Consider the following 20,953-nt stretch of genomic DNA (forward strand, 5'->3'; position numbering starts at 1 on the left):
GCAGCTTCCTATTGTCCGTCATTTCCCTTGACCAGCAGGCCCTGACATTGGGAAAGCGGCTCGAGGTATGGCCTGTAGAGGGCTTCATATATTTCGGCGTGCACGGCATCCTTAGAGTTCACGAGGCGGTCGAGAATGCGCTGCATCGCAACGAGGTAGCTTGTGGCGGCTGTGTCTTCGGAGGGGCCTTCAGGCCGGGTTGAGTTCGGTGCCCAGGCCGCATCCACGAACAAGACGCGTGTCTTGCATCCGTTGCGCATCGACCGCCCGATCGTCTGGATGACGTCAATCATGACATCGGCGACGAAAGCCTCATTGAGATTGCCCAGCGTGCCGAACCTGACTGAGTGGCGCAAAAGTCTGCGAACGTCGGTCATCGTTTGGCGACGGATGGTTCGCAGCCGTTCCGCCAGTTCTCGCGGATCTACGTCCCGGCCGAACCTTTCGTGGTCGAACTCCATGGAGCTTCGGCCGACCATCCCGGCAACAAAGTCGAAACTCTCCTGTGCCGGATGCGGCCTCGTCAGGAAAGCGACAGTGCCGATGGCCGCCTTGTCCGCCAGGTCCATTCCGGCATAGAGCGGCCCGCCGAAAACGATGTTCACACCGCGTGAGAGTGCCTTCATCGGAAAGACGACGGCATCCCAATCATCTCTTTCACCGAGCCGTTCGACCTGGGCGGCGGTGACATAATCGCCCATGTTGCCTTCGGGGACCGCATTGACGACGGCAATCAGCCTGCGTCCGTTGCGTTCGGAAACGGACATCGCGTGATCTTTGACCAGCCGCACCTGTTCGTAGCCGTTGACGACGAATGCAACTTTGCGGCCCTTGGCGAACGAATCCGCGAGCAGGCTTTGCAACAGGCCGCCTTCCCTCACGAAGTGATTGGTCATCGCACGCATGATGCGTTCCCGGTCTTCGTACGGCGCTCCGGAAAATCGGAGGGCCTTCTTTGGATTCTGCGGGTCTGGAACAGTTTTCAGGAGGTATCGGCTCTCTTTCCATGCGGTGTCGCTGTCCGCCCGACGCAGGATATAGTCCGGGCCGACTGGCACGTGGAATGCGGGACTGTCTGCAAGGAAGGATGTCGCACTGGTGAGCAGGACATTCGGCCCCCGCTTTATGCCGTCATGCCGCAGCAATTCGTGGAAGCGGTAGAGGAGCATTCTTGGTGCTCCCTCGAATGTTACATAATGGAGCTGGAGGCTGTTGCGTCCCCTGCGCTGCTGGAAGAGGAAGCGGACCCCGGCAAGCCGTCCGATAATCGAATCCGGGACGAGGCGACCGAAATCCATGCTGATGCCGTCAACGAATATCGGGGAGCGGTGGACCCCTTCCGCCGCCATCACATGCTGTGCCGGCAGCAGGGAAAGGAATTGCATGACCACGCTGGACACGTTGACCAGAAACGTGAACAGGGCCGCGGATCTGGCCATGCCGAGTTCGGGATTGGGAGAAACGAATGCCATCATGGCTTCCCGCGCCTGCTCGATGGCATCGGCTTTTTGGACGCTGGAGGGATAAGACAGCCAATCCTGCAGGAAATCGGCGATCTTGCGGAAGGCCTCTTGTACCTCCTCATCCGATTTCGATAGGGTGATTCCCGTGCGCCGGATGTCGAAATCCCTTTCTTCGCCGTCGGCGGTATCGAGCGTCCTGAACAGCACCTGCCTTATGCAGGCATCCCAGAATGCCATGATTGCCCCGACGCGTTCATCCTCGGCTGAACGTTCCGCATCGGTACCGTGGCTTTTGGCAGGGTCTCCGAAAAGATCGGCGACTACCCTGTTGCCTGTGACGAAGGCATCGTCGTAGCTGGCGAAGAATCGGTTGCCTGATGCCGCGCGATCGTTCTGCAGCAACCGGACCAGAAACCTGTTCAGGTCGATGAAACGGGTCGCCTTGGACGCGTAATCGGCGACATTCGTTCCTGTTCTGTCATTCTCTCCAAGAGCGATCGGCTTCAGGAGATCGTCGAGTAGCCTGTTTTCATATGAGGACTTCGCCCCGGATATCGTGATCTCGCCGACGGCCCGGCCGTCGAGGACGGATTGGATACCGTCCACCTCGTCTGCAATAACAACATCCGAAGCCCGGGCAACGGCTTCTATATGGCGGATGTGCTCTTCAGCGAAATGCGGCGGCATCCTTGTGTCGAGCGACATTACATGGCCGAGCCAGACATGGCGCTCGGCAAGTTGCCGTGCCGCCTTCATACGACCGCACCATGAGGAGACCGGGCAAAATGAGGTCGACTCCTTATCTCGCGGCGTTCCATCGGCCTTCAGCTTTGCCTGGGAAATGCGCGTGCAAGGTGGATCGAGATGCGGAAATGGCTGCTCGTCGTCGTGCCTGTCGTCGAATCCTGCCAGCGCGCAATTCACGGACATGAGGTCTGCGAACGGAACAGTGCGGCCGAAACCTCTGGCATTGTCCAGGGAACCGATGCGTTCGGCCAGCTTGCGGGCATGGTTGAGACGGGTGTCGGGAGATTGGCCCATCAGCAGGCCGACATCGACACCATAGCCTGATAAATCCGCCATGAGATTGAAGCTGACTTCAATTGACGGAAGCAGAACGACGGTGCGAAGTTTCCGTTCGTAGAGCCAGGCGATGATAAGAGTAACAAGCGTCGTCTTGCCTGTACCTGGCAGGCCGATCATGTGTTTGAGTCCGTCAAGGGTGATTGTATCGGCTGGCTCCAGTCGTGACCTGTTGGCCGCAGGGGTCAGAACCTCCACCTTTGCCGCCCCGTTGGCATCCAGAAGACGCCTCGACCATGCTTTGGATGTCCTGTTGGCATCGGCGGCATCAATGGCGTCGAAACGTTCTGCGATGGCCTGCAGATCGGCTAGCGGTATCAAAACAGGGCTGCGTTCGCGCGCGGAAATGTTGTGGTACGGGCGTTCCGGCAGGTGTTCCGCAGCTTCGGCGAGATCGACGGTAATGCGCCGCGCTCCTGCTTCGCGTGGGTCGACGCCCATCGACCTCCCCTCGCTCGCGGGCGACATGCCATGCAATCGGATGGGAACGCCTCTCTCAAGGGCTTGTGCCCATTTTTCGATCCTGGGATCGTTTCCGGCCCTGCGCACGAAGGTGATGCGTCTCGAGCGGGGGTCGATGTTGTATGGCTGGTCGACATAATTATTATCTTCCTCCCGCCTCATTTCCTCCCAGGTAAGGAAGTCGTAAACAGCCTGGCGGAGCTCGTTCTCTGAGGTGTAGCTCACACCGAGCTGGCGCAGCGAGAAAGCGGCCCTTGCGAAAGACGACAGCGAGGGATGGTCTGTTATCGAAGAAAAGCCGGAGAGAAATCCGGGCGTATCCGCCAGATCGTTGGTTCCTATGAACTGTTCGACCGCGGCACAGAGCCACTGGACCGCAATGACGTTTGAGTAGCCTTCGGGACGCTCTCTCACGAAAACGCCTCCGCCACCTGAGAAACGGACTTGAACTCTATGCCGTCCTTATTCTTGGACACGGCCGAAGCCGTACGCAGGTAATCGCGGTCGGACTGCAACCAGAAATCCGGCACGGCCACGATCCGGCGTCGGAAGGAAAGTAAGCCGCCTATGCCCGCAGAGAAGCGTTTCCCGAGAACGGCAGCGCTCGAATAGGACTTTACGTCGATCCCGATCTTCGTTCCGTCGATCCCGATGTCGGCGAGATCGCACATTGGATAAAGAACGACATCGGACCTCTTTTTCCGGAGTGCGTCATAAAGGGCGATCTCCGGCAGGCCTGGACCGACCCAGAAAGTCATGATGGCAGGGTTCGCCATGCGCCAGTCGTCGTGGACAGGAACGTCGTGCTCGTCGCCTACGGCAGTGTCAGGCCAGGACATTCGGCATTCCCTAACGGCACAGCGCCCCACTGGAAAAGTTGAGCGGTCGGCAGTGGCGAAAAGGGGAGCGTTGCAACGGGCGCACAGTCTCAATGTCTTGCCATGGAGTGCCGAAGCCGGAAGCGGAGAAAAGAACGACGGGATTTCCGAAGCAAGCTCGGGATTCTCGCTTGCGAAGGCCAGGACTTCCTTTCTTGTCCGGCAAGGTCGCCGGATTATGTTCTCGCGCACCGCTCGGTAAAGGGTGTCCGCATTCTTTCCGACTCTCGACAGGGCAGCTCTCAGCTTATCGTGAAAAACGTCTTCTACGATCGACCCCTCGTCTCCTATCCCTGCCAGATCGATACAGTCGGCGGTGGGTGTGCCGTATCCCTCGTCCACAAGGATGGCATTACGTTCTTCGCATCGCGCGAAAGAAACCGGACCCCACTCCCGGATGGGTCGCGTCGCGAGTGTCGTGAAATCGTTCACTTGGCTAGCGATGTCCGAAGGAAAACGGTCCCGCAGCGCCATTGCCGAGACAAGGGCCATTCCGCGCCGCAGAGCGGAAGACATTCCCGGACCTTGAGACAAGACCTCACGGCTGGTCAGGGACGCACGATGCGTTTCGACCAGTCCTCTCGCCGCCATGCGAACTGCGATGCTCGCTTGGTCCATATCCCCATTCACCGAATCGATGACACGCCACCCCCCTTTGTAGACTGGCGGTTAAACCCACCAAGTCAACACATCATCTGTGCAACTGAAACGGCCCTACAGACCCGAAAGTAGACTAAAAAATGCACTGTATTCGAACGTTCACCCAAGGGCGTGCAGGTCTCTTCCGGTTGTTAGCCCCAGATTTCGGTTCTGCTCCGGACGAACCAATCTGCTAGCGAACGAGCTATCAGCATCACCACTCTTGAAAACATCCGATCCGCAATCGGCGCCATGGCTCATGCTGTTCGACGCCTGCTTTTCGGCTAACAAGGGTTGTGGTCCGGGCCGGTGAGCTTCAATTCGCGGGTAGGACAGGCACGATTTCGCCGGTGGTCATATATACGATCGCGCCGCGTGGCGCCGACGCTGCCTCAAGGTAGCGCTGCAACTGATGGATATATGCAGCGCGGTGCAGGCGGGTGTCGCGATCGCTCTTCCAGTCCAGAACTTCCAGGACTTTGCCGTCCTCGATTGCGATCGCATCGACGCGGCCGGCGAGAAGATTGCCGGCCTCTATCTCGCCCCAGATAGACAGTTCCGGCACAAGCACAGGCAAGAGACGTTGCACATGCGGCAGCCGGTAGGTCTGCAGCGCGGTCGCCGCGAGTTCGCCTGGAGCCGGGAGCGGTCCCTCCGCGGGGTCGATGGCAAGAAGCTCGTCGAGAAGACGTTCAGCGCGTGCGGCAGCGTCATCCTGCGGTGAGAGTTCGCCCGTCAGAAGTTCCTCCATAAGCTTATGAAGAACCAGCCCGCGAGTCGTGCCGGCGCCAGTGGGCTCGATGTATTCGAATGCGCCGCCCGGTTCGGCCGCCACGGCCGGTGCGAGGATTTCGGCACGATCCGCATCGTGGGCACTGGGATTGACCCAGCGCAGTGGTGGTGAGGCTGCCTGAACGATGGCGGCTTGCCGTGCGAACGTATCTGCGTCCTGAGGCAACGCCGCTGAATCGAAATCGACGGTCGCGCGTGGCTCAAGCTGGTTGAACTGCAATTCCTCAAGCAGGTCGAATCTCAGATTGAGAAGTTTCGACCACGCGCCTGGCTTGGCCGACGAAAGATTGGGAACGACCAGCAGGTCGCGGGCGCGTGTGGAGGCGACATACCACATGCGTTGATGTTCCAGCGCCTGACGCTGCGCTTGCTCCTCGCGAGCACGCTTGAGCGCAGAGGAACAGACGCCGCCGATGATCCAGTGCAGTGTGTTGTCGGATTGACGATGAACGAAACGCTCGGAGGGTCTTGCACGCGTGCCCATGTTGATGGGGATCACTACCGGCCACTCAAGGCCTTTGGCGCTGTGAATGGTCACGATCTCGACCGCGTCCTTCGACGCATCGATCCGGCCCTCCTGCCGAGAGGCGCGACGGTCCCAATCGAGCTGAAGGTGACGGACGAAAGACCGGAGCCCCCGGACGTCAAATGGCCGCGCCAGTTCAACGACACGGTCAAGATTGGCAAGTGAGCGCGCGGCCCGGTTGTTGCCGCTGCGCGCAGACAGAGCGACGCGCAGCTGAAGCTGCTCGATGGCCTCCGCCAACAAAATTCGCGGCGTCGTGATATTCACCCGCGCGCGGAGTTTTTGCAGAATCTCGAGGATGGAGCCGGCGATGCGATGGGACACCAGAGCCGGAGGTGTCGTGATGTCAAAGAGGCCAGTCGGTGAAGCGTCCTGTCCGGCCTGATGGACCTCTTCGGCGATGTCGAGCAACTCTTCATCGGTTAGACCCACCATGGGTCCGCGCATGAAGGCACCGAAGGCAAGCCGGTCGCGCGAATCCGCCAGCGTGCGCAGCAGCGCCAGAACGTCCTGGGTTTCCTGCTGGAGCAAGAGCGTCTTGCCGGCCTGCGACGCGACGGCAAGCCCGAGCGCCTCCAGTGCCCGTTCGTAGCGCCAGAGGTCAGTGCCGGTTGGAGCAAGCAGGGCAATGTCGCCCGCTTCAAGGAGGCGGCGCCTGCCATCGTGCTCGTCTTCGATCTCGATAGCGCCAACGAGTTTGGAACATATCCGCGCAACGATGGCCGCCTCGTCGTCGCGCTGTTCGGGCATGCTCGCCGTTCGACCGTCGCCGATGGTCACATGGGACGCGGAAGGCAGGCCATGGAAGGCGCCCTCGCGTGTGGCGGTGAGTGCGCCATAGCTTGGCTGACCGTCGGCATCAAGAACCGGTTGGAACGCGGCGTTCACGTAGTCGATAATGCCTGGCTGGCAGCGAAAGTTGGCCCCGATATGAACGACGCGGTCGTCCCCCAGGCGTGCAATCGTCCCTTTCGCCTGATTGTAGCTGTCGATGTCGGCACCACGAAAGGCATAGATGGACTGCTTGGGATCGCCGACCACAAACAGCGCCCCGTCGCGAAGTTCGGCATCCTGCCAGCGATCGGGCATGGCGCGCGCCGCGATCGAAAACAGGATGCTGGCCTGGATCGGATCAGTGTCCTGAAATTCATCGACCAGGATATGCGCAAAGCGTCGACCGACAGCCTCGCGCACGACGTCATTGGTGGTCACAAGGGCATGGGCGCGCAGCAGAAGGTCGTCGAAATCGAGGACAGCTGCGTCGCCCTTGCGCTCAACGTAGACGTCGGTGACGGGGTCGAGGGCACGTGACATCTGATCGACCATGGCATCGCCGATCTGGCCGAGGAGCTCTGCAAATTGCGTCTCACAGCTAAGGGAATGCGTCTCGGCCTGCTGGTCGAGTTCCGGGCCTTCTTCCTTGCCATAGGCCGATTTCCAATAGCCGAGATTGCGCTGCTTCTTAAAAGCGAACTCGTTCCATTTCATCGAGGCAGTACGCGGCGGGTCGGCAAGTTCCCATAGCCGAGCAAAGCTCGGCTGCCTCTCGAAGCAGTTCTCGTAGAATGTCGCCAGGGTTTCGAACTCTCCAACCAGGGTCGCGGTGCGGCGTTCCTTGGGATAGTCCGCTTGCCAGCGTCGGAATGCACGGACGCTCTCGACAAAATCGATATCCTTGCGCAACGAGAAGTCGACCGAAACTGTGCCAGCCCCTGGGTGTTCAAGCTTGAGCTTGGCAAGGTCGACGCTGTCCTTGATGATCTTCAAGGGTTCGAACTTGGAAAGGGTCGCGACCGGATCCTCGCCTTCCCTCGCTTGCAGGGATAGGCGATCAAACAGCCATTTGGAGATGACGCTCTCGAACATCGCATCGGCCGCAGGCCCATCCATCATTCGCGATCCGGGGTCGAGTCCCGTTTCGACGGCATAGGCCATGATAATCTGCTGGCAGAACGCGTGAATCGTGCACGCGGTTATCTCGTCGAAGGCATCAATTGCCGACCTGAGGACAGCCTTCCTTTCATTGAGCAGCTCAAGGGTTACAGCGCCGCGCAGGACCTTCGGGATTTCTCCTGCCAGCAGTTGGCTTGCGTATTCGCGAATGCGCAGCGACAGCTCGCTGGCAGCCAGTTCGGTAAACGTAATCGCGGCTATGCTGCGGGGCGGCGCACCGTACAACATCAGCATGACGACGCGGCCGGCAATCAGTGACGTCTTGCCCGTGCCCGCGGCCGCTTCGACCAGCAATGTCTTGCCGAGTTCCGTAAGAACGCGACTGCGCTCGAGGGCATCGCTCAGCATCACCGCTCCCTCCAAAGGGGCGCCAGCTTGTGCTGCGCGGCGTTGAAACCTTCATCCTTGCGCCCCTGGTAGCGGTCGAGCGCCGCAGGCAGCGCGATCCTGAGTTGGTTGTAGCCAGCGAACGCATCTGGTCCGGGATAGGCGATCCCAGCTCTGAGCCCTTCGACCGCGATATCGATGAAGCGTAGCAGCGTCTCTTCCGCTTGCTCGAGCATGTCACCTTCAAGACGCGCCGGGGGTTCCATGGTGTCGAGGTAGACCAGGCGGGAGATGATCGTGCTTGCCTCGGGGATGAGCTGTTTGATCGTGACGGCGTAGAGCGCGCGCTGAACTTCCGCTCCGCCGCCCAGGATGACTTCGCGCAGATCGCGCGGGGTCTTGCCTGTCTTGTAGTCGGACATCCGGACGCCGCGGCGGTCGGGCTTCACGTCGACGCGGTCCATGCGGCCCTTCAAGAGCATGCCGGAACGGCCGATTAGGACCTCTTGGTCTTCGCGCCAGGGATCGGAACGATTTGCCTGCGATTCAGGCGTGCCGAACGGCACCTCGCTAAAGCTGTGGGTACCAGGACCGAAGCGGTCATCGACGGTGAGTCCGCGGCGGGCCCGTCGCCGAGCCTCTTCGATCGTGTCCAGCCAGAGCAAACTAGGCGGCACTGCCCGGGTCAGCGGCCAGTGCTCCGCGATGCTGGTGGCTGCTGCCTCAAGCGCGCTTTCGATCTCTCCTGGCGTTGCGCTGACAAGGTTGGGCATGCGCTCGACCGCGAGGCGCAGCAATTCATGCACCAGCTCGCCGAAGGTCATCGCATCGAGTTGGAGCGGCTGAATCGCGAGCTCAGGCGCGGTCATTCCCAACACTCTTAGCCACACGTAGCCCAAGGGATCACGCAATAGCCGCCGCAGTGAGGTAGCGGACTGCGGCAAGCTCAGAGCGCGCAGAACAGCCGGATGGTCCTTTCGGAACCCCCCGTCATGTGGCGTCGTCTCAAGCCTGCGCGTCCAGTTGGTCCAGCAGGAAATGGCGCTCTGGATGCGCGGCAAAGCGAGCGCATCCTTGGCATGAGCCAGCAGACGATCACCCTCGCTGAAGGCATGCTCCGGCGTTCGCGTCCGGGAAAGAGGACGCTCGGCAACTCGATGCTGCAGCAATCCGCTCTTGGCGAGGAACGCGCCTTCGGCCGATCGCCTGCTGCGCGACAGAGTGACCTTCGAATCTGGGTGGCCGGTCAGGATTTCAAAGGCCAGCCGATCGCGCTCGAGCCGAGGCAGGTCTACCAACGCGCGCTCATTGAGGACATGCTCGGGCAGGAGCGGATCCGCATTGTCGCCACGCGGCCAGCTTCTGCTCGAAAGCCCAAGCAGACGCATATGCTTGCGTGGCGCACCAACCAGGTCCGACGCCCTTGCCCAGACCACATTGTTGGCAGGGTCGCTCTCATCTGCGATGCGCAACGACGTCAGGGTCATCTCCATTGCTGCCGCCGGCGCCAGACGGAGGGCCTCCTGCCAGAGCCCAAGGCTGCTGCCGCGCAGGAGCAACTTTCCGAGTTTGACCGCAGCTTTTGCGCCGTCCACAAGGTCATAAAGCACCGGCATCACGATCGTTAAGATCGGGGGACCATCTGCAGGGGAGAGTGTCTCCAGACTTTGAGCCCAATGCTCCGGCTCAAACAGACCCGCCTCGGTAGAGATTCCTTTCATCCAGTCAGCCGGAAGCGCCTCCGACAGATAGGGGGACAGCAGCGACAGACGACGAATGCGATCCTGCGACAGACCGTTGATCATCGCATCGGCGAGCGCCGCGCAGGTCTGGCCGGCGCGCGTGCTCAGGGCTGAAACGCCGCCAGCGAAATGGATCGGGAGATCAGCGTCCGCCGCCAGGACCAGCATGTGATCATCCCACACGCTCAAGTCAGCACTGGCGATCGCGATGTCGCTGGCTTGTGTCACGCCATCGCTCAACAACGCGCGCACCCAGCGAAGCGCTTCAACCACCTCCGCGCGTGGATCGGCGCAAACCTCACAGATCAGCTGTTCGGGGCGCTGCAGGGGTCTTGCCAGGAACTTACCAGGAAACCAGCTCCGGTCGCGCGTGCCTGGCGCGTCCCACGTGATTTCGATGACCGAGGCGAGGGCTTCGATGAGGGGCCGCCAGAGCGGGTCGACGGAAACAAGACGGTGGAGATGGAGAGGGCCGACGACAGTGCGCGCATGATCGATGCGCGCAAGCGCCTGATCGCGCAGATCCACGGGCAACAGCGCGCCGATTGGAAGATGCTCGCGCAGGAAGGCTTCGATGTGACCAAGGTCGCTCAGCCTGGCGCTTGGATTGAGTGGATCGACAAGGCGAATTTCAGCGGCCCACACACGGTCCAGACTGGAGAGGACAGCCCGCGCCATGCCAGGCCTTGCCTTGACCTTTTCGAGTTCTTCAAAAGTAATCTCTGCAAGTGCTCGGGCAACGATTGGCACAAGCGTTGCGTGGTCGGCTGGTCGGCTGAAACCACCCGCGAGGCGCGCCGCGAGCAGCGGAACTGTGGCGACGTCGAGACCGTGGTCACCCGCTTGCGCGGCTGCGACACGTTGCATGCGAAAGGCTAAGGCGCCCTCGACGACGACGGTGTGACGTTCCATGGCGAAAGGACATTTGTTGCGGCGCTGCAAGCCGGTAGTCCGACGGTAGATTCGGACGTATCCTAGATCAGGGACCCCGAACTACAAGACTGCCCTGCACCAAAGCAGTGAGAAAATACGAGTAGCGGCGTGGAAGGTAGGAAGCCTTGAGTTCAGTCAAACAACACCCTCGTTGCCCAGGTGTGGCGATTGAGGAGCATTTGTGCCTGTCGAGTGGGTGGCATCAGTCCGCAAAACCGAGAAACAGACGTCCATCCTACAGCACTGTGACACACGTCGTTGTTGGCGTGGAAAATGATGTCACACTCTCCTTAAATTCAATGGCTTTGTCTGCATGTGAAAAACGTTGCTGCCTCTGTGAATTAATGATTGCCACTGCCCTGGCCGGCAGGTCGCTGTCGGTCAGATGTCTTCACGAAGTCCACTTAGGCTCCAAGTGCCGACCCGGACTAAAACTCAGAAAGGCGCCTCATATCTGATCGTAAAGCCTCGCTTTGCCAGTTCTTGGAGGCGGGGGTGCCGGTGTCGATGCTGGACGTCGCGATTGTGCCGCATCTCCGTCGTTCCGCCGGGTTCCGTCGTTGTCCAGAATCCGACATGGCTGGAGTCAATGGTACGAGCGAATCGCGTTGACCGGGTAAGCTTCAAGACCCGGCAAAGCGCCGTTCTAGCGGCCTGCCGTCCCAAGATTCTCGCGTGCCTCGATGCCCGACCGCTCAAGTCGCGATCCCCAGGTGCGAGTTTCGCGGCGGCCGCTTTCCGAGAGCGACAGCGGTGAAGGAACCAACGTGCAATTGCTCTATCTGTGCGACTTCAACGGCGCCTAATGGAACACGGTTCAGGAAATACATTTCCAGTCGCGTGATAATGGCTGCCACGATGCTTGGCGCGCCTGTTTCTGACGCTGCACAATAAATGAGGCATTGACGACCAATTTCTAATGCAAGGCTGCCTAATATTAACCAAAAATCAGAGTTTGATTGGCAGCCTCTTCTACTGAACCGATGCTTGTGTCGGCGGGGACGCGCAATGAGTCCGGGTGCCATAGGGCTCACGCCCATAACGCCGACTGCTTTCATCAAGAAGTGGAGAAAGTCGGATCTTGGCGAGCGGCAAACAGCTCAAGAACATTTCCTCGACATCTGCTCGCTGATCGGCCACCCATCTCCAATCGATGAGGACCCGAGTGGGGAATTCTTCGCGTTCGAGAAAGGCGCGAACAAGCTCGGGGGTGGCAAAGGTTTTGCTGACGTCTGGAAGAAGGGACACTTCGCATGGGAGTATAAACGTAAAAGAGGGAACCTCGACGAGGCCCTCCTGCAGTTGATGCGATACGCACCGGCGCTCTCGAGTCCACCGCTCCACATCGTGTGCGATATCGAGCGCCTTCGCATCCATACAGCTTGGACAAACACCGTCCCGTCCACCTACGAGATCACTTTGGATGATCTCGCAGAGCCTTCAGCACGCGACATACTGCGCAACGTCTTCTTCAATCCGGAAAAACTGAGGCCGACTAGAACACGCGCGGCAGTCACCAAGGAGGCAGCAGACAAGTTTTCTACGGTCGCACTCCGCCTTCAGGGCCGCGGCACTCCGGATGAGATCGCTCATTTCGTAAATCAGCTCGTGTTCTGTTTCTTCGCACAGAGTGTCAACCTGCTGTCTGATGGGCTGTTCACGAAGCTCCTAAAGCGATCCGCCCGAGCTCCGGAACGAGCCATGGGCTACCTCAACAAGCTGTTTGAAGCGATGGAGCGCGGCGGCGAGTTCGATCTAACCGATATCGCATGGTTTAACGGCGGTCTGTTCGACGGTCGCCGAGCGTTACAGCTCGATGACGGCGACATCGGCTTGATTATCGCCGCAGACAGCCTCGACTGGGGTCTCATCGATCCGACGATCTTTGGAACTCTGTTCGAGCGGTTTCTGGACCCGGAGAAACGTGCCCAGATCGGCGCGCATTACACCGATCCAGAAAAGATCATGCGCCTTGTCGACCCGGTCATTCTGAGACCTCTACGACAGGAATGGGAACAAGCAAGGCTGGAGATCGTCGAATTCCTGAATGGCAAGCGCAAGCCGCCAATGCGCAGGCAGCAATCCCGCCGGATGACGCGTGAGGAAGCGGCCGCCGAAGTGCGGTCCCGTTTCACGGAACGGTTGCGAAAGCTCCGCATCCTCGATCCGGCATGCGGGTCCGGGAACTTCCTGTACCTCGCTCTCCAGGGCGTGAAGGATATCGAACACCGCGCCAACCTCGACTGCGAGGTGCTCGGCTTGCCTGCGCAGCTTCCGCTCACAGGGCCGGAAATCCTGCGCGGCATCGAAATCAACACTATGGCCGCCGAGCTTGCACGTACGACCATCTGGATCGGCGATATTCAGTGGCAGATCAAGAACGGGATTCGCTCGAAATCGATTCCAATCCTGCGCAAGCTGGATGCTATCGAAAGGCGAGACGCCTTGGTCAGGCAGGCCGAAGACGTTGGTAGTGCTCTTGACGCACAGAAAGACCTTCTCACTGTCTTAGGGCCACCCACGGGAGATGGCGAAGCGGAATGGCCGGAAGCAGAATTCATCGTTGGGAACCCACCGTTTCTTGGCGTCCGCTTGATGCGGCAAGCCTTAGGCGATCCGACGGTTGATCGCCTTTTCGAGTTGTATGACGGCAGGGTCTCTCGCGAGGCTGATCTCGTCTGTTATTGGGTTGAGAAGTCCCGTGCTGCCGTGGCAGCAGATCGAACGCGCCGGGTGGGTCTGGTCACGACGAATTCCATACGTGCTGGAGCGAACCGAAAGGTGTTAGATCGGATCATCGTCGAAAACCGGCTATTCGAAGCCTGGAGTGACGAGCCGTGGGTTGTCGATGGCGCGTCCGTGCGGGTATCCCTAATCTGCTTCGGCCACGGCGAAGACCCATTGTGCCTCGATGGAAGGTCGGTTGCGCAGATAAACGCAGATCTTACCGCCGGCGTGACCGACTTGACCAAGGCGCGCCGGCTCTCTGAAAACCAGAACGTAGCGTTCATGGGCGATACGAAGGGCGGTGCTTTCGATGTTCCGGGTAGCTTGGCGCGGTCCTGGCTCTCCATGCCGATGAACCCCAACGGCAGGCCAAACTCAGATGTGCTCCGTCCATGGCGCAATGGAATGGATATCACTCGTCGCAGCCGCGACATGTGGATTGTGGATTTCGGCTGGGAGATTTCCGAGCAGCAGGCTGCCCTCTATGAGGCGCCGTTCCAACACATCAGAGAGCACGTGTTTCCGGAGCGCTCACAAAACAGGCGTGATGCATACCGCGAGCGTTGGTGGCGACACGTAGAGCCGAGGCCGGCTTTTCACGCTTCCTTGCAGGGCCATTCGCGCTACATGGCAACACCTCGCGTCGCAAAGCATCGGACATTCGTATGGCTTGATCAATCGATAGTGCCCGACTCCCGTATCTTCGCGTTTTCTCGGTCAGACGATGTTTTTTTCGGGATTCTTCACTCCCGATTTCACGAGGCATGGAGCTTGGGAACCTGCTCGTGGCACGGGGTCGGCAATGATCCGACCTATAATAGTGCGGGGGTGTTCGAGACCTTCCCGTTCCCGGAAGGCCTCACGCCGGACATCCCTGGAGCTCGATACGAAAAAGACTCACGCGCCATCGCCATATCAAACGCAGCCAAGAGACTTGATGATATACGAAACGCGTGGCTCAACCCGAGCGACCTTGTCCAGATCGAGCCCGAGGACGTGCCCGGCTATCTGGATCGTATCCTTCCTAAGGACATCGCGTCGGACATGATGCTGCGTGAGCGTACCCTGACCAACCTTTACAACCGGCGTCCGCAGTGGCTGGTCGACGCCCACTCGGACCTGGATGGCGCCGTTGCCGCAGCCTACGGGTGGCCTGCGGATATCTCCGAAGATGAGGCCCTGGCGAATCTCCTGGAACTTAATCTGGCGCGTGAGGCTTTCAACGCGCGCGCGGCGCCTGGTCTGAAGACAAGAAAGCCACGTCGTCATCCAACGCCGGAGGACGTTCGCCGTGCCCCGCAGTTGAAGTTGCCCATTGCAGGTGGCCGCAAGTCAGGTGTTGGTCCACAGCAATTGGCCACCGACGATCGCGAAAATCAGCCAACGTCAGCCGGGCGTCCACGAAGCACCAAACGCCGAGCAAGTTGATCCAGTCGGCCAAGTTTTGTACATGCTCCCTGCGCCAAGGTTGATGATCGACCCATCCAGTCAGCCTGGTGCACCTCATCAAGCACTGCTATCGCCCAATTTTGGTCATAGAAGCCTTCTCACGCCGTTCCTGACCGGCCATTCAAATTGTTCGCTCTCCTCCGGCCTGACCGGCGAAATGCGTCAAAAGATGTTCGATGACGCGCTGTGTAGCATCGATGTCTGCCATGCTCAGCCCTCGGCGATGAGCGCTAGTGCCTTTGCAAAGCTAGCATCAAGGGAGGTCAGCGCCTCAATCGCTCCGTCATATACGCTGTCGAGTGTCGCTCCCCAGCCGCCTGCTGCGCCACGAGTATCGATGCCAAAGCGGGCGAGCGCCTCCTCGATGCCGGCGTCGATCTCCTGCTTGCGGTGACCCTTGAGCTGCCTGAGATCGGAGATGGCGAAGAGCCGTGTAAGAGGTTGAGCCGGATTCGTGCCCTCCCGGTGATATCGGTTGACGATCTCCGGTCCCGCCCTCGTCAGACTTAGGCCGCCGGCGTTGGCGACTTGCGTTAGGCAGGCAAGGCGATTGAGTAACTTCAATCCCCGGAAGCTATCGATGTTGTCCTCGGGAGTCCCAATGGCGCGGACCATCGGGCGGAGATGTCGTTCCGCAAGCGATTCGATCGCGAGCTTGTCCAGGTCCAGGCAACGGTCCAGGAACGCATCGCGGCTCATGTCCATCGGCACATGGCGGGTGACTGGCTCGACGAAGAGACCGTTCCACCAGCCGTTGTAGTTGATAAATTCGCGATCCAGGCAGACGAACTCGGCGCCCGGGCGCTCCGTCAGCTTCAGCGCGGAGGTCAGCGCAGAAAGGTGCTCGCCTATCGCAACTAAGGCGTGGACAAGCTCGCTCGCCCGGATGGCGATATTGCGCGCGTTGGCTCCTGCACCTTGCAGGTCCGGGCCAGGGACGATGGCGTGCGCGTGCCAGTAGCGGATCACTCGGTCGGGCGTGCCCTCGTAGAGCTTCTTGAGCTCCACCCTAATCACGTCGCGACCCACGCGCTCACAACATCCCACGCTCCACTGCCCGCCGAACGCGACGCCGCCGCTTTCCGGATAGACTTGAAAGCCCGCGCGGCCTTCGTAAGCGGCCAGCACAGTGTCTCTGACGTAGACACAGTTGTGCAGGCGAAGTTTCCGCGCTACGTCATGCGTCACAGGTTCCGCGATGCCCGGCCATGCCAGTCCCACATTGTCCAGATCGTCGGCGGTGATCGGCATGGCGCCGGGTCCCGCGATGACGCGGGCGCCCCAGACTTGGGCCGTGTAGCTGCCGTCGCGGTTCATGGAGATGTCGAACTCGCGGTCAAGCAGACGCTCGGCCTGACGGTCCTGACCGTCAAGAACCCCTTGGATTGCACTGTCGCGGACGGCGGATCGGTATTCGTAGAACACGTGCACGAGGTGCATCCCGCGCAGGGTGAGGTAATCCTGTAGATGTGAGCGCGACACCCGCGCACGGGCGCGTGACACCTTGAGGTTCTCGTAGACCGAGGGCGGATCGATGATCGCAACGTCGAACTCGGGAGCTGCGGGATCGTCCCAACGGATGGTGCCGTCGCCGAGTGCCCGAGGTATCAGTCCATAGGTCATAGCAAACCTTGGATCGAGCATCATTCTGTTCGGTTCGCGTTGACCCATCCGAGGACCAGCGGCTCGCATTCGATCCGGCGGTCGTCCAGGTAAGCCGAGATGTGGAAGCGCGGGTTTACCGCACCGGCCATTCGCGGGCCGGGCCGACCGGTCGACTCGACCTCGTGGTTGAACGCCCGCAGATTTCCATCCAGCGAAGCCAGATCCTCCGGGGAGACCAGCGCGGACCAGAGAATCCTCTGACCGGGATGCATCGGATCGTCGTAGCCCGCCATCTCGGCGACCGTGACCAACTCCTCGCCCCACGGATCTTCGCTTGCGAGGTCGCTCATCATGTCAGGCCACCAGTCTGCTTCCATCGGCCGTCATCCTCTTAAGCTCGTGGTTATGCTGCCGTCCGATATCCGGTGAACCGAAGCGTGGGGTTTAATCCCGTACTACATGACACTCAACCTTCGCACTTCCCCCACCGACGGAAAAGCGGCCGGGCGGCTAAGGCCACAAATTGCCAGTCGGCAACGCGCCCATCTCGGTCATTCAGTTGACCGCGGCGGCGCTCCACAAACGGACATCCGGTCTGTGAATTGCCGCGGACCATTTGCGTCGGACAACGGACGCGTCACCCAACGCATGACGAAAGGTTCCTTGAGCCCGCCCCCTTTTCTAGGCTCTGGGCAGCCAACTGCTAATTTTGTAGAATCCGCCGTTCCAGAAATCGACGGAAGAGATTTCAGCAGAATTTCAGAAATCTGCCGGTACGCGCCCGTTCCTTGGCTCCATTGTTCTCAACAACGAACCGGAGGAGATCGAACATGTCACTGAATGAGAACACGCGCCGAGCCGCCCGGCAGGAACTCCTGGAATTTGCTTCCACCGTCATGGCTGGGTCCCCTTGTGCACCCATGCCTGGAACAATGTTCGAAATGCTGGAGATCATGGCCGTGGAGAGGCGCATGACTTCCAGCCAAAGTGAAGGTGGATCAAATTCTCCTAGTCCCTTGACGTCCGCGCCGATTGAGACCCCAATCAGGCAGCGTTTGGTCGAGCTGGTCAGATCGGCATTGAATGTCGCGAGAAAACCCAGGGCACGTACCACTGGCACTTGGCAGTTGCGAGCTTGATCTTGCCCGCGGGCTGCTGCTGCGCGACGGGAAACCCGTTGCTCTCCGCTCCAAGGCTTTTGATCTGTTGACCTATCTCAGCAGGAATGTTGGACGCGTCGCGACCAAGTCGGAACTGATGTCAGCGGTGTGGCCTGATGTCTTCGTGACCGAGGACTCCCTGACGCAGGCGGTTAGGGAGTTACGAAAGGCGCTGCAGGATGAAAGCCAAACCATCATCCGCACGGTCGCCAAACGCGGCTACATCCTCTCCGTTCTCGATACGCCGGAGCAAGAGCGCGCCGGACAGCCGAGCGTTGCGGTGCTGCGTTTCAGCAATGAAGGTGCGTCGGAAGACACCCCTTTGGTCGACGGTTTCGCCGAGGACATTGTCAATGCGTTGGCTCGCTTCGGAACGGTCGTCGTGCTGGCGCGCAATTCCGGATTTGCCTTTGTCTCGGATTCCGCTTCCGATTGGCGTGCCGTTGGCGACAGCCTTGGCGCAACCTATCTGGTCCGCGGCCGAGCGACGACGCGCGCAGACGGCATGCGGGTCACGATCAGCCTCGTTGCTGCCTCGACGGGTGGAGTCCTCTGGAGCGATACTTTTTCCGCGTCCGGCGGCGAGATCTTCGACATTCAGGAAGAAATCGCTCGCCGTGTGGTGAACCGGCTGGTCGCTCGGCTCGACGACGCAGGTATCAAGCAGGCAATCCCAAAACCCCCCGACAGCCTGGCCGCATACGAGCTTTTCCTGCGTGGACTGGCCCGGCTGCGCGGTTATGGTGATGATGACAATGAGGCTGCGCGCGGTCTTTTCCAGGCTGCGGTCGAAAAGGACCCGACCTATGCCTTGGCGCATTCCTACATCGCGCTGGCCGATCTCATTATCGGTGGCTATGCCGAGGCATCCCCGGCATTGCTTGGTTCCCTGATCGATCGCGCGGAGTGTGCGGTGACCTTGGCGCCGGAAGAGCCGCGCTGCCATCGCGTGCTCGCCCAGGCTCTAATCTCTGCCCGTCAGTTCGAAGCGGCTGAACATCACCTTCAGCGCGCGCTCGACCTCAATCCCTATGACGCCGATACGATTGCGCAAATGGGGTTCTTGCTCTCGATGAGAGGCAGGCCTCTTGAAGCGCTCGCGGCGCTCGACAGTGCGATACGGATCAACCCGATCCATCCTGATTGGTACCACTATGATCGCGCCATCGCGCTATACTCAGCTGGAGATTACAAGGCCGCGCTTGTCAGCATGTCCAAGGTCCCCTCGAAGTCGCCCTGGCGACTGACAAGGCTGGCGGGGTGCCACGCGCAACTCGGCGAACTGAAGGAAGCCCAGCGCATTATGGCGGAGGTCAAGCGGATAGCGCCTGACTTTTCGCCGATGCAGTTTGCGCAAACCGGGATTGCGTACGAACATGCAAGTGATGTGGAACATCTCGTTGCCGGCGTCGCCAAAGCACTTGCTGCGTATGAGGAGGAATCCTAAAGTAGTCGGAGATGGTCCTCGACGGGCACCATCCGGCCACGATGACCGCCGCTGACTTGCTTCAGCCCTTGCCGGTGCGATGGCACGCACACCATCATTTGCTGCTCAGCTAAGTCCGCAAATCGCCCAATGTCGGCCGTTAAAGTTAGATGTGCCAGCGCCTTACAGCGGACATTACCGGCGACCACGCTGGAGGTCGCGGTTGCGCCAGTTGCTGATGTTTGGTTACACACCGGAATGCAGACCTTCGGGAACGACGATGTAAGCGCCAGGACTTCAGGAGCCTTCCGAAAGTTGATCGCCTTCATTGCGCATTCGCGACAAAACGAAATGCATTGCCGATTCTCTCGACCGCGCCAAGGCCAGGATAGGCGAAATGGTAGCCAAGGAGCTGGAAGCGATCTGTCGCCGACCGGTCGACAAAGCGTTGGCGACTGGCGATAGCGGTTTGCTTGTCGGTGTCATTGCCGAAGCGCCAGGCCGGATGCTCGAACGAAACGATCTCGTTGGTAACGACGTCTCCGGTCACGACAAGCGTCTCAGATCCGGTGAGCGCATAGGAGAAATGTCCGGGAGTATGTCCCGGCGTTGCTATCGCATGAATACCCGGTAAGACTTCGTCCTTATCCTTCACGGTCAGTACACGCTCGCGGATCGCGGAAAGATCCCGTTGCGAGCCTTGCGCGAACGAATGTAGTACTTCGGGCATGGATGACGCGTAGTCCGGGGTCATCCAGAAGTCCCACTCCGTTGCGCCAATGTAGTAAGTGGCATTCGGAAAACGCAGCTTGCCCGTGGAGCCTAGCATACCCCACAGATGATCTGGATGCGCGTGGGTGAGCAGCACCTTGGTGACGGCGGCGGGGTCGTGTCCTGCGGCCGAAAGTGCGGTTTCCAGTTGTCCCTCCGTTGGCTGGAATTTACCGCCCCCGCCGATGTCGACGAGGATGAGGTCGTTCTCGCTTTGGATCAGCGGGATGTTGCATTTTGCCTCTATGGTGCCGCCGCTGCCGCCCAACCGCTTCTCAATGTGTGCCCATTCAGCGGGAGTGGCGTCTGGCGCGACGATTTCCGCCGGAAGCTTGAAATGACCGTCGCTAAGCACGGTGACATCGAAGGCGCCATGCCGGAAACGGTATGGCGATGCGGCCATCACATAACCCGGCGACAAGGTGCATCCGACAAATCCGGAGGCGCTTGCGAGAAAAGTGCGTCGATCTAGCTTCATGATTCAATCCTCCGGTTGTCGAATTGGGTAGCGGCGGCCAAGAGTGCTCCGACGGTGGCAATCGGCGGCCATTTGCCGTCACTGAGGATAAGCAAGCCATCAGCCGCGCCGGTCGGAGTGAAGTCGAACAGGCTGGGCAGGACGGCAATCGGCCTGCCGGCCCGCAGGAAGCGGGCGATCAGCGCCCCCACCGAGTCGAGATCAGCGGCGCGCCAGATTGCGCCGGGTTCACCAACGCAGAAGCCACCCTGGAAATCCTCGACAAAGAGCTGGCCGAACTGAAGTGTGTTTGCGAGATCATCGCGAGCGTGCCAGTCGCTCTGGAACCGGGCTGTGAGTTCGTTGTGCTCCTCGCCGCCTCGCTTGAGGCGCGTCGGCCATGGATAACCTCCGGATGCCGACGCCACCAGCACTTCCGCGCCAGCATCCAGCAGAGCGTAATAGACGGCAAGAAACTGACCAAACTCGATACAACCGGCGCCGGATTCGGAACTGACCATGACAGCAATACGAATGGGCGCTTTCGAAGACACGAACTT

General features: G+C 60.0%; 10 protein-coding genes and 1 pseudogene. 2 read left to right on the forward strand and 9 right to left on the reverse strand.

What is annotated here, in order from left to right; all coding sequences use genetic code 11:
- Nucleotides 1–8: 8 nt before the first annotated feature.
- The 5 genes and pseudogenes from NKJ01_RS28575 to NKJ01_RS28595 form a co-directional block, all read right to left on the reverse strand.
- Complete coding sequence (locus NKJ01_RS28575; RefSeq protein WP_352733174.1) at nucleotides 9–3,422, reverse strand: pPIWI_RE_Z domain-containing protein; 3,414 nt, start codon at nucleotides 3,420–3,422, stop codon at nucleotides 9–11.
- Nucleotides 3,419–3,847, reverse strand: coding sequence for a restriction endonuclease-related protein (locus NKJ01_RS28580; RefSeq protein ID WP_352733211.1), 429 nt, complete (start codon nucleotides 3,845–3,847; stop codon nucleotides 3,419–3,421). The genes NKJ01_RS28575 and NKJ01_RS28580 overlap by 4 nt, the downstream gene beginning before the upstream one ends.
- Nucleotides 3,848–4,054: 207 nt before the next feature.
- Nucleotides 4,055–4,504 (reverse strand): annotated as a pseudogene (locus NKJ01_RS28585) (hypothetical protein); the annotation flags it as partial.
- 337 nt (nucleotides 4,505–4,841) lie between these two features.
- Nucleotides 4,842–8,144, reverse strand: a complete 3,303-nt coding sequence (locus NKJ01_RS28590; protein ID WP_352733177.1) for a UvrD-helicase domain-containing protein — start codon at nucleotides 8,142–8,144, stop codon at nucleotides 4,842–4,844.
- Nucleotides 8,144–10,807 carry a PD-(D/E)XK nuclease family protein gene (locus NKJ01_RS28595; RefSeq protein WP_352733179.1) on the reverse strand — a complete coding sequence of 888 codons (2,664 nt, stop codon included), beginning with the start codon at nucleotides 10,805–10,807 and terminating at the stop codon, nucleotides 8,144–8,146. Before NKJ01_RS28595 ends, NKJ01_RS28590 begins: the two co-directional genes overlap by 1 nt.
- 999 nt (nucleotides 10,808–11,806) lie before the next feature.
- Between NKJ01_RS28595 and NKJ01_RS28600 the strand changes: the two genes are divergently transcribed.
- Nucleotides 11,807–14,953, forward strand: coding sequence for a class I SAM-dependent DNA methyltransferase (locus tag NKJ01_RS28600; RefSeq protein WP_352733182.1), 3,147 nt, complete (start codon nucleotides 11,807–11,809; stop codon nucleotides 14,951–14,953).
- A 231-nt stretch (nucleotides 14,954–15,184) separates the two neighbouring features.
- Here the strand turns inward: NKJ01_RS28600 and NKJ01_RS28605 are convergent, their stop codons facing one another.
- Both NKJ01_RS28605 and NKJ01_RS28610 read right to left on the reverse strand, forming a co-directional pair.
- Nucleotides 15,185–16,621 (reverse strand): hypothetical protein, encoded by a 1,437-nt coding sequence (locus NKJ01_RS28605; protein WP_352733185.1) that lies wholly within the window; start codon nucleotides 16,619–16,621, stop codon nucleotides 15,185–15,187.
- Complete coding sequence (locus tag NKJ01_RS28610; RefSeq protein WP_352733188.1) at nucleotides 16,618–16,956, reverse strand: hypothetical protein; 339 nt, start codon at nucleotides 16,954–16,956, stop codon at nucleotides 16,618–16,620. Before NKJ01_RS28610 ends, NKJ01_RS28605 begins: the two co-directional genes overlap by 4 nt.
- Before the next feature lie 706 nt (nucleotides 16,957–17,662).
- On the opposite strand from NKJ01_RS28610, the gene NKJ01_RS28615 reads away from it, so the two are divergent.
- Complete coding sequence (locus NKJ01_RS28615) at nucleotides 17,663–19,186, forward strand: winged helix-turn-helix domain-containing tetratricopeptide repeat protein (RefSeq protein ID WP_352733191.1); 1,524 nt, start codon at nucleotides 17,663–17,665, stop codon at nucleotides 19,184–19,186.
- Nucleotides 19,187–19,490: 304 nt separating this feature from the next.
- Here NKJ01_RS28615 and NKJ01_RS28620 read toward each other — a convergent pair whose 3' ends face one another.
- Nucleotides 19,491–20,414 (reverse strand): MBL fold metallo-hydrolase, encoded by a 924-nt coding sequence (locus tag NKJ01_RS28620; protein WP_352733194.1) that lies wholly within the window; start codon nucleotides 20,412–20,414, stop codon nucleotides 19,491–19,493.
- The gene (locus tag NKJ01_RS28625) at nucleotides 20,411–20,947 is read right to left on the reverse strand and encodes a type 1 glutamine amidotransferase family protein (protein ID WP_352733197.1); all 537 of its coding nucleotides are present in this window, start codon (nucleotides 20,945–20,947) and stop codon (nucleotides 20,411–20,413) included. Before NKJ01_RS28625 ends, NKJ01_RS28620 begins: the two co-directional genes overlap by 4 nt.
- Nucleotides 20,948–20,953 lie beyond the last annotated feature (6 nt).

The organism is Mesorhizobium sp. M0276 (genome assembly GCF_040321755.1).
Classification (GTDB): Bacteria; Pseudomonadota; Alphaproteobacteria; order Rhizobiales; family Rhizobiaceae; genus Mesorhizobium.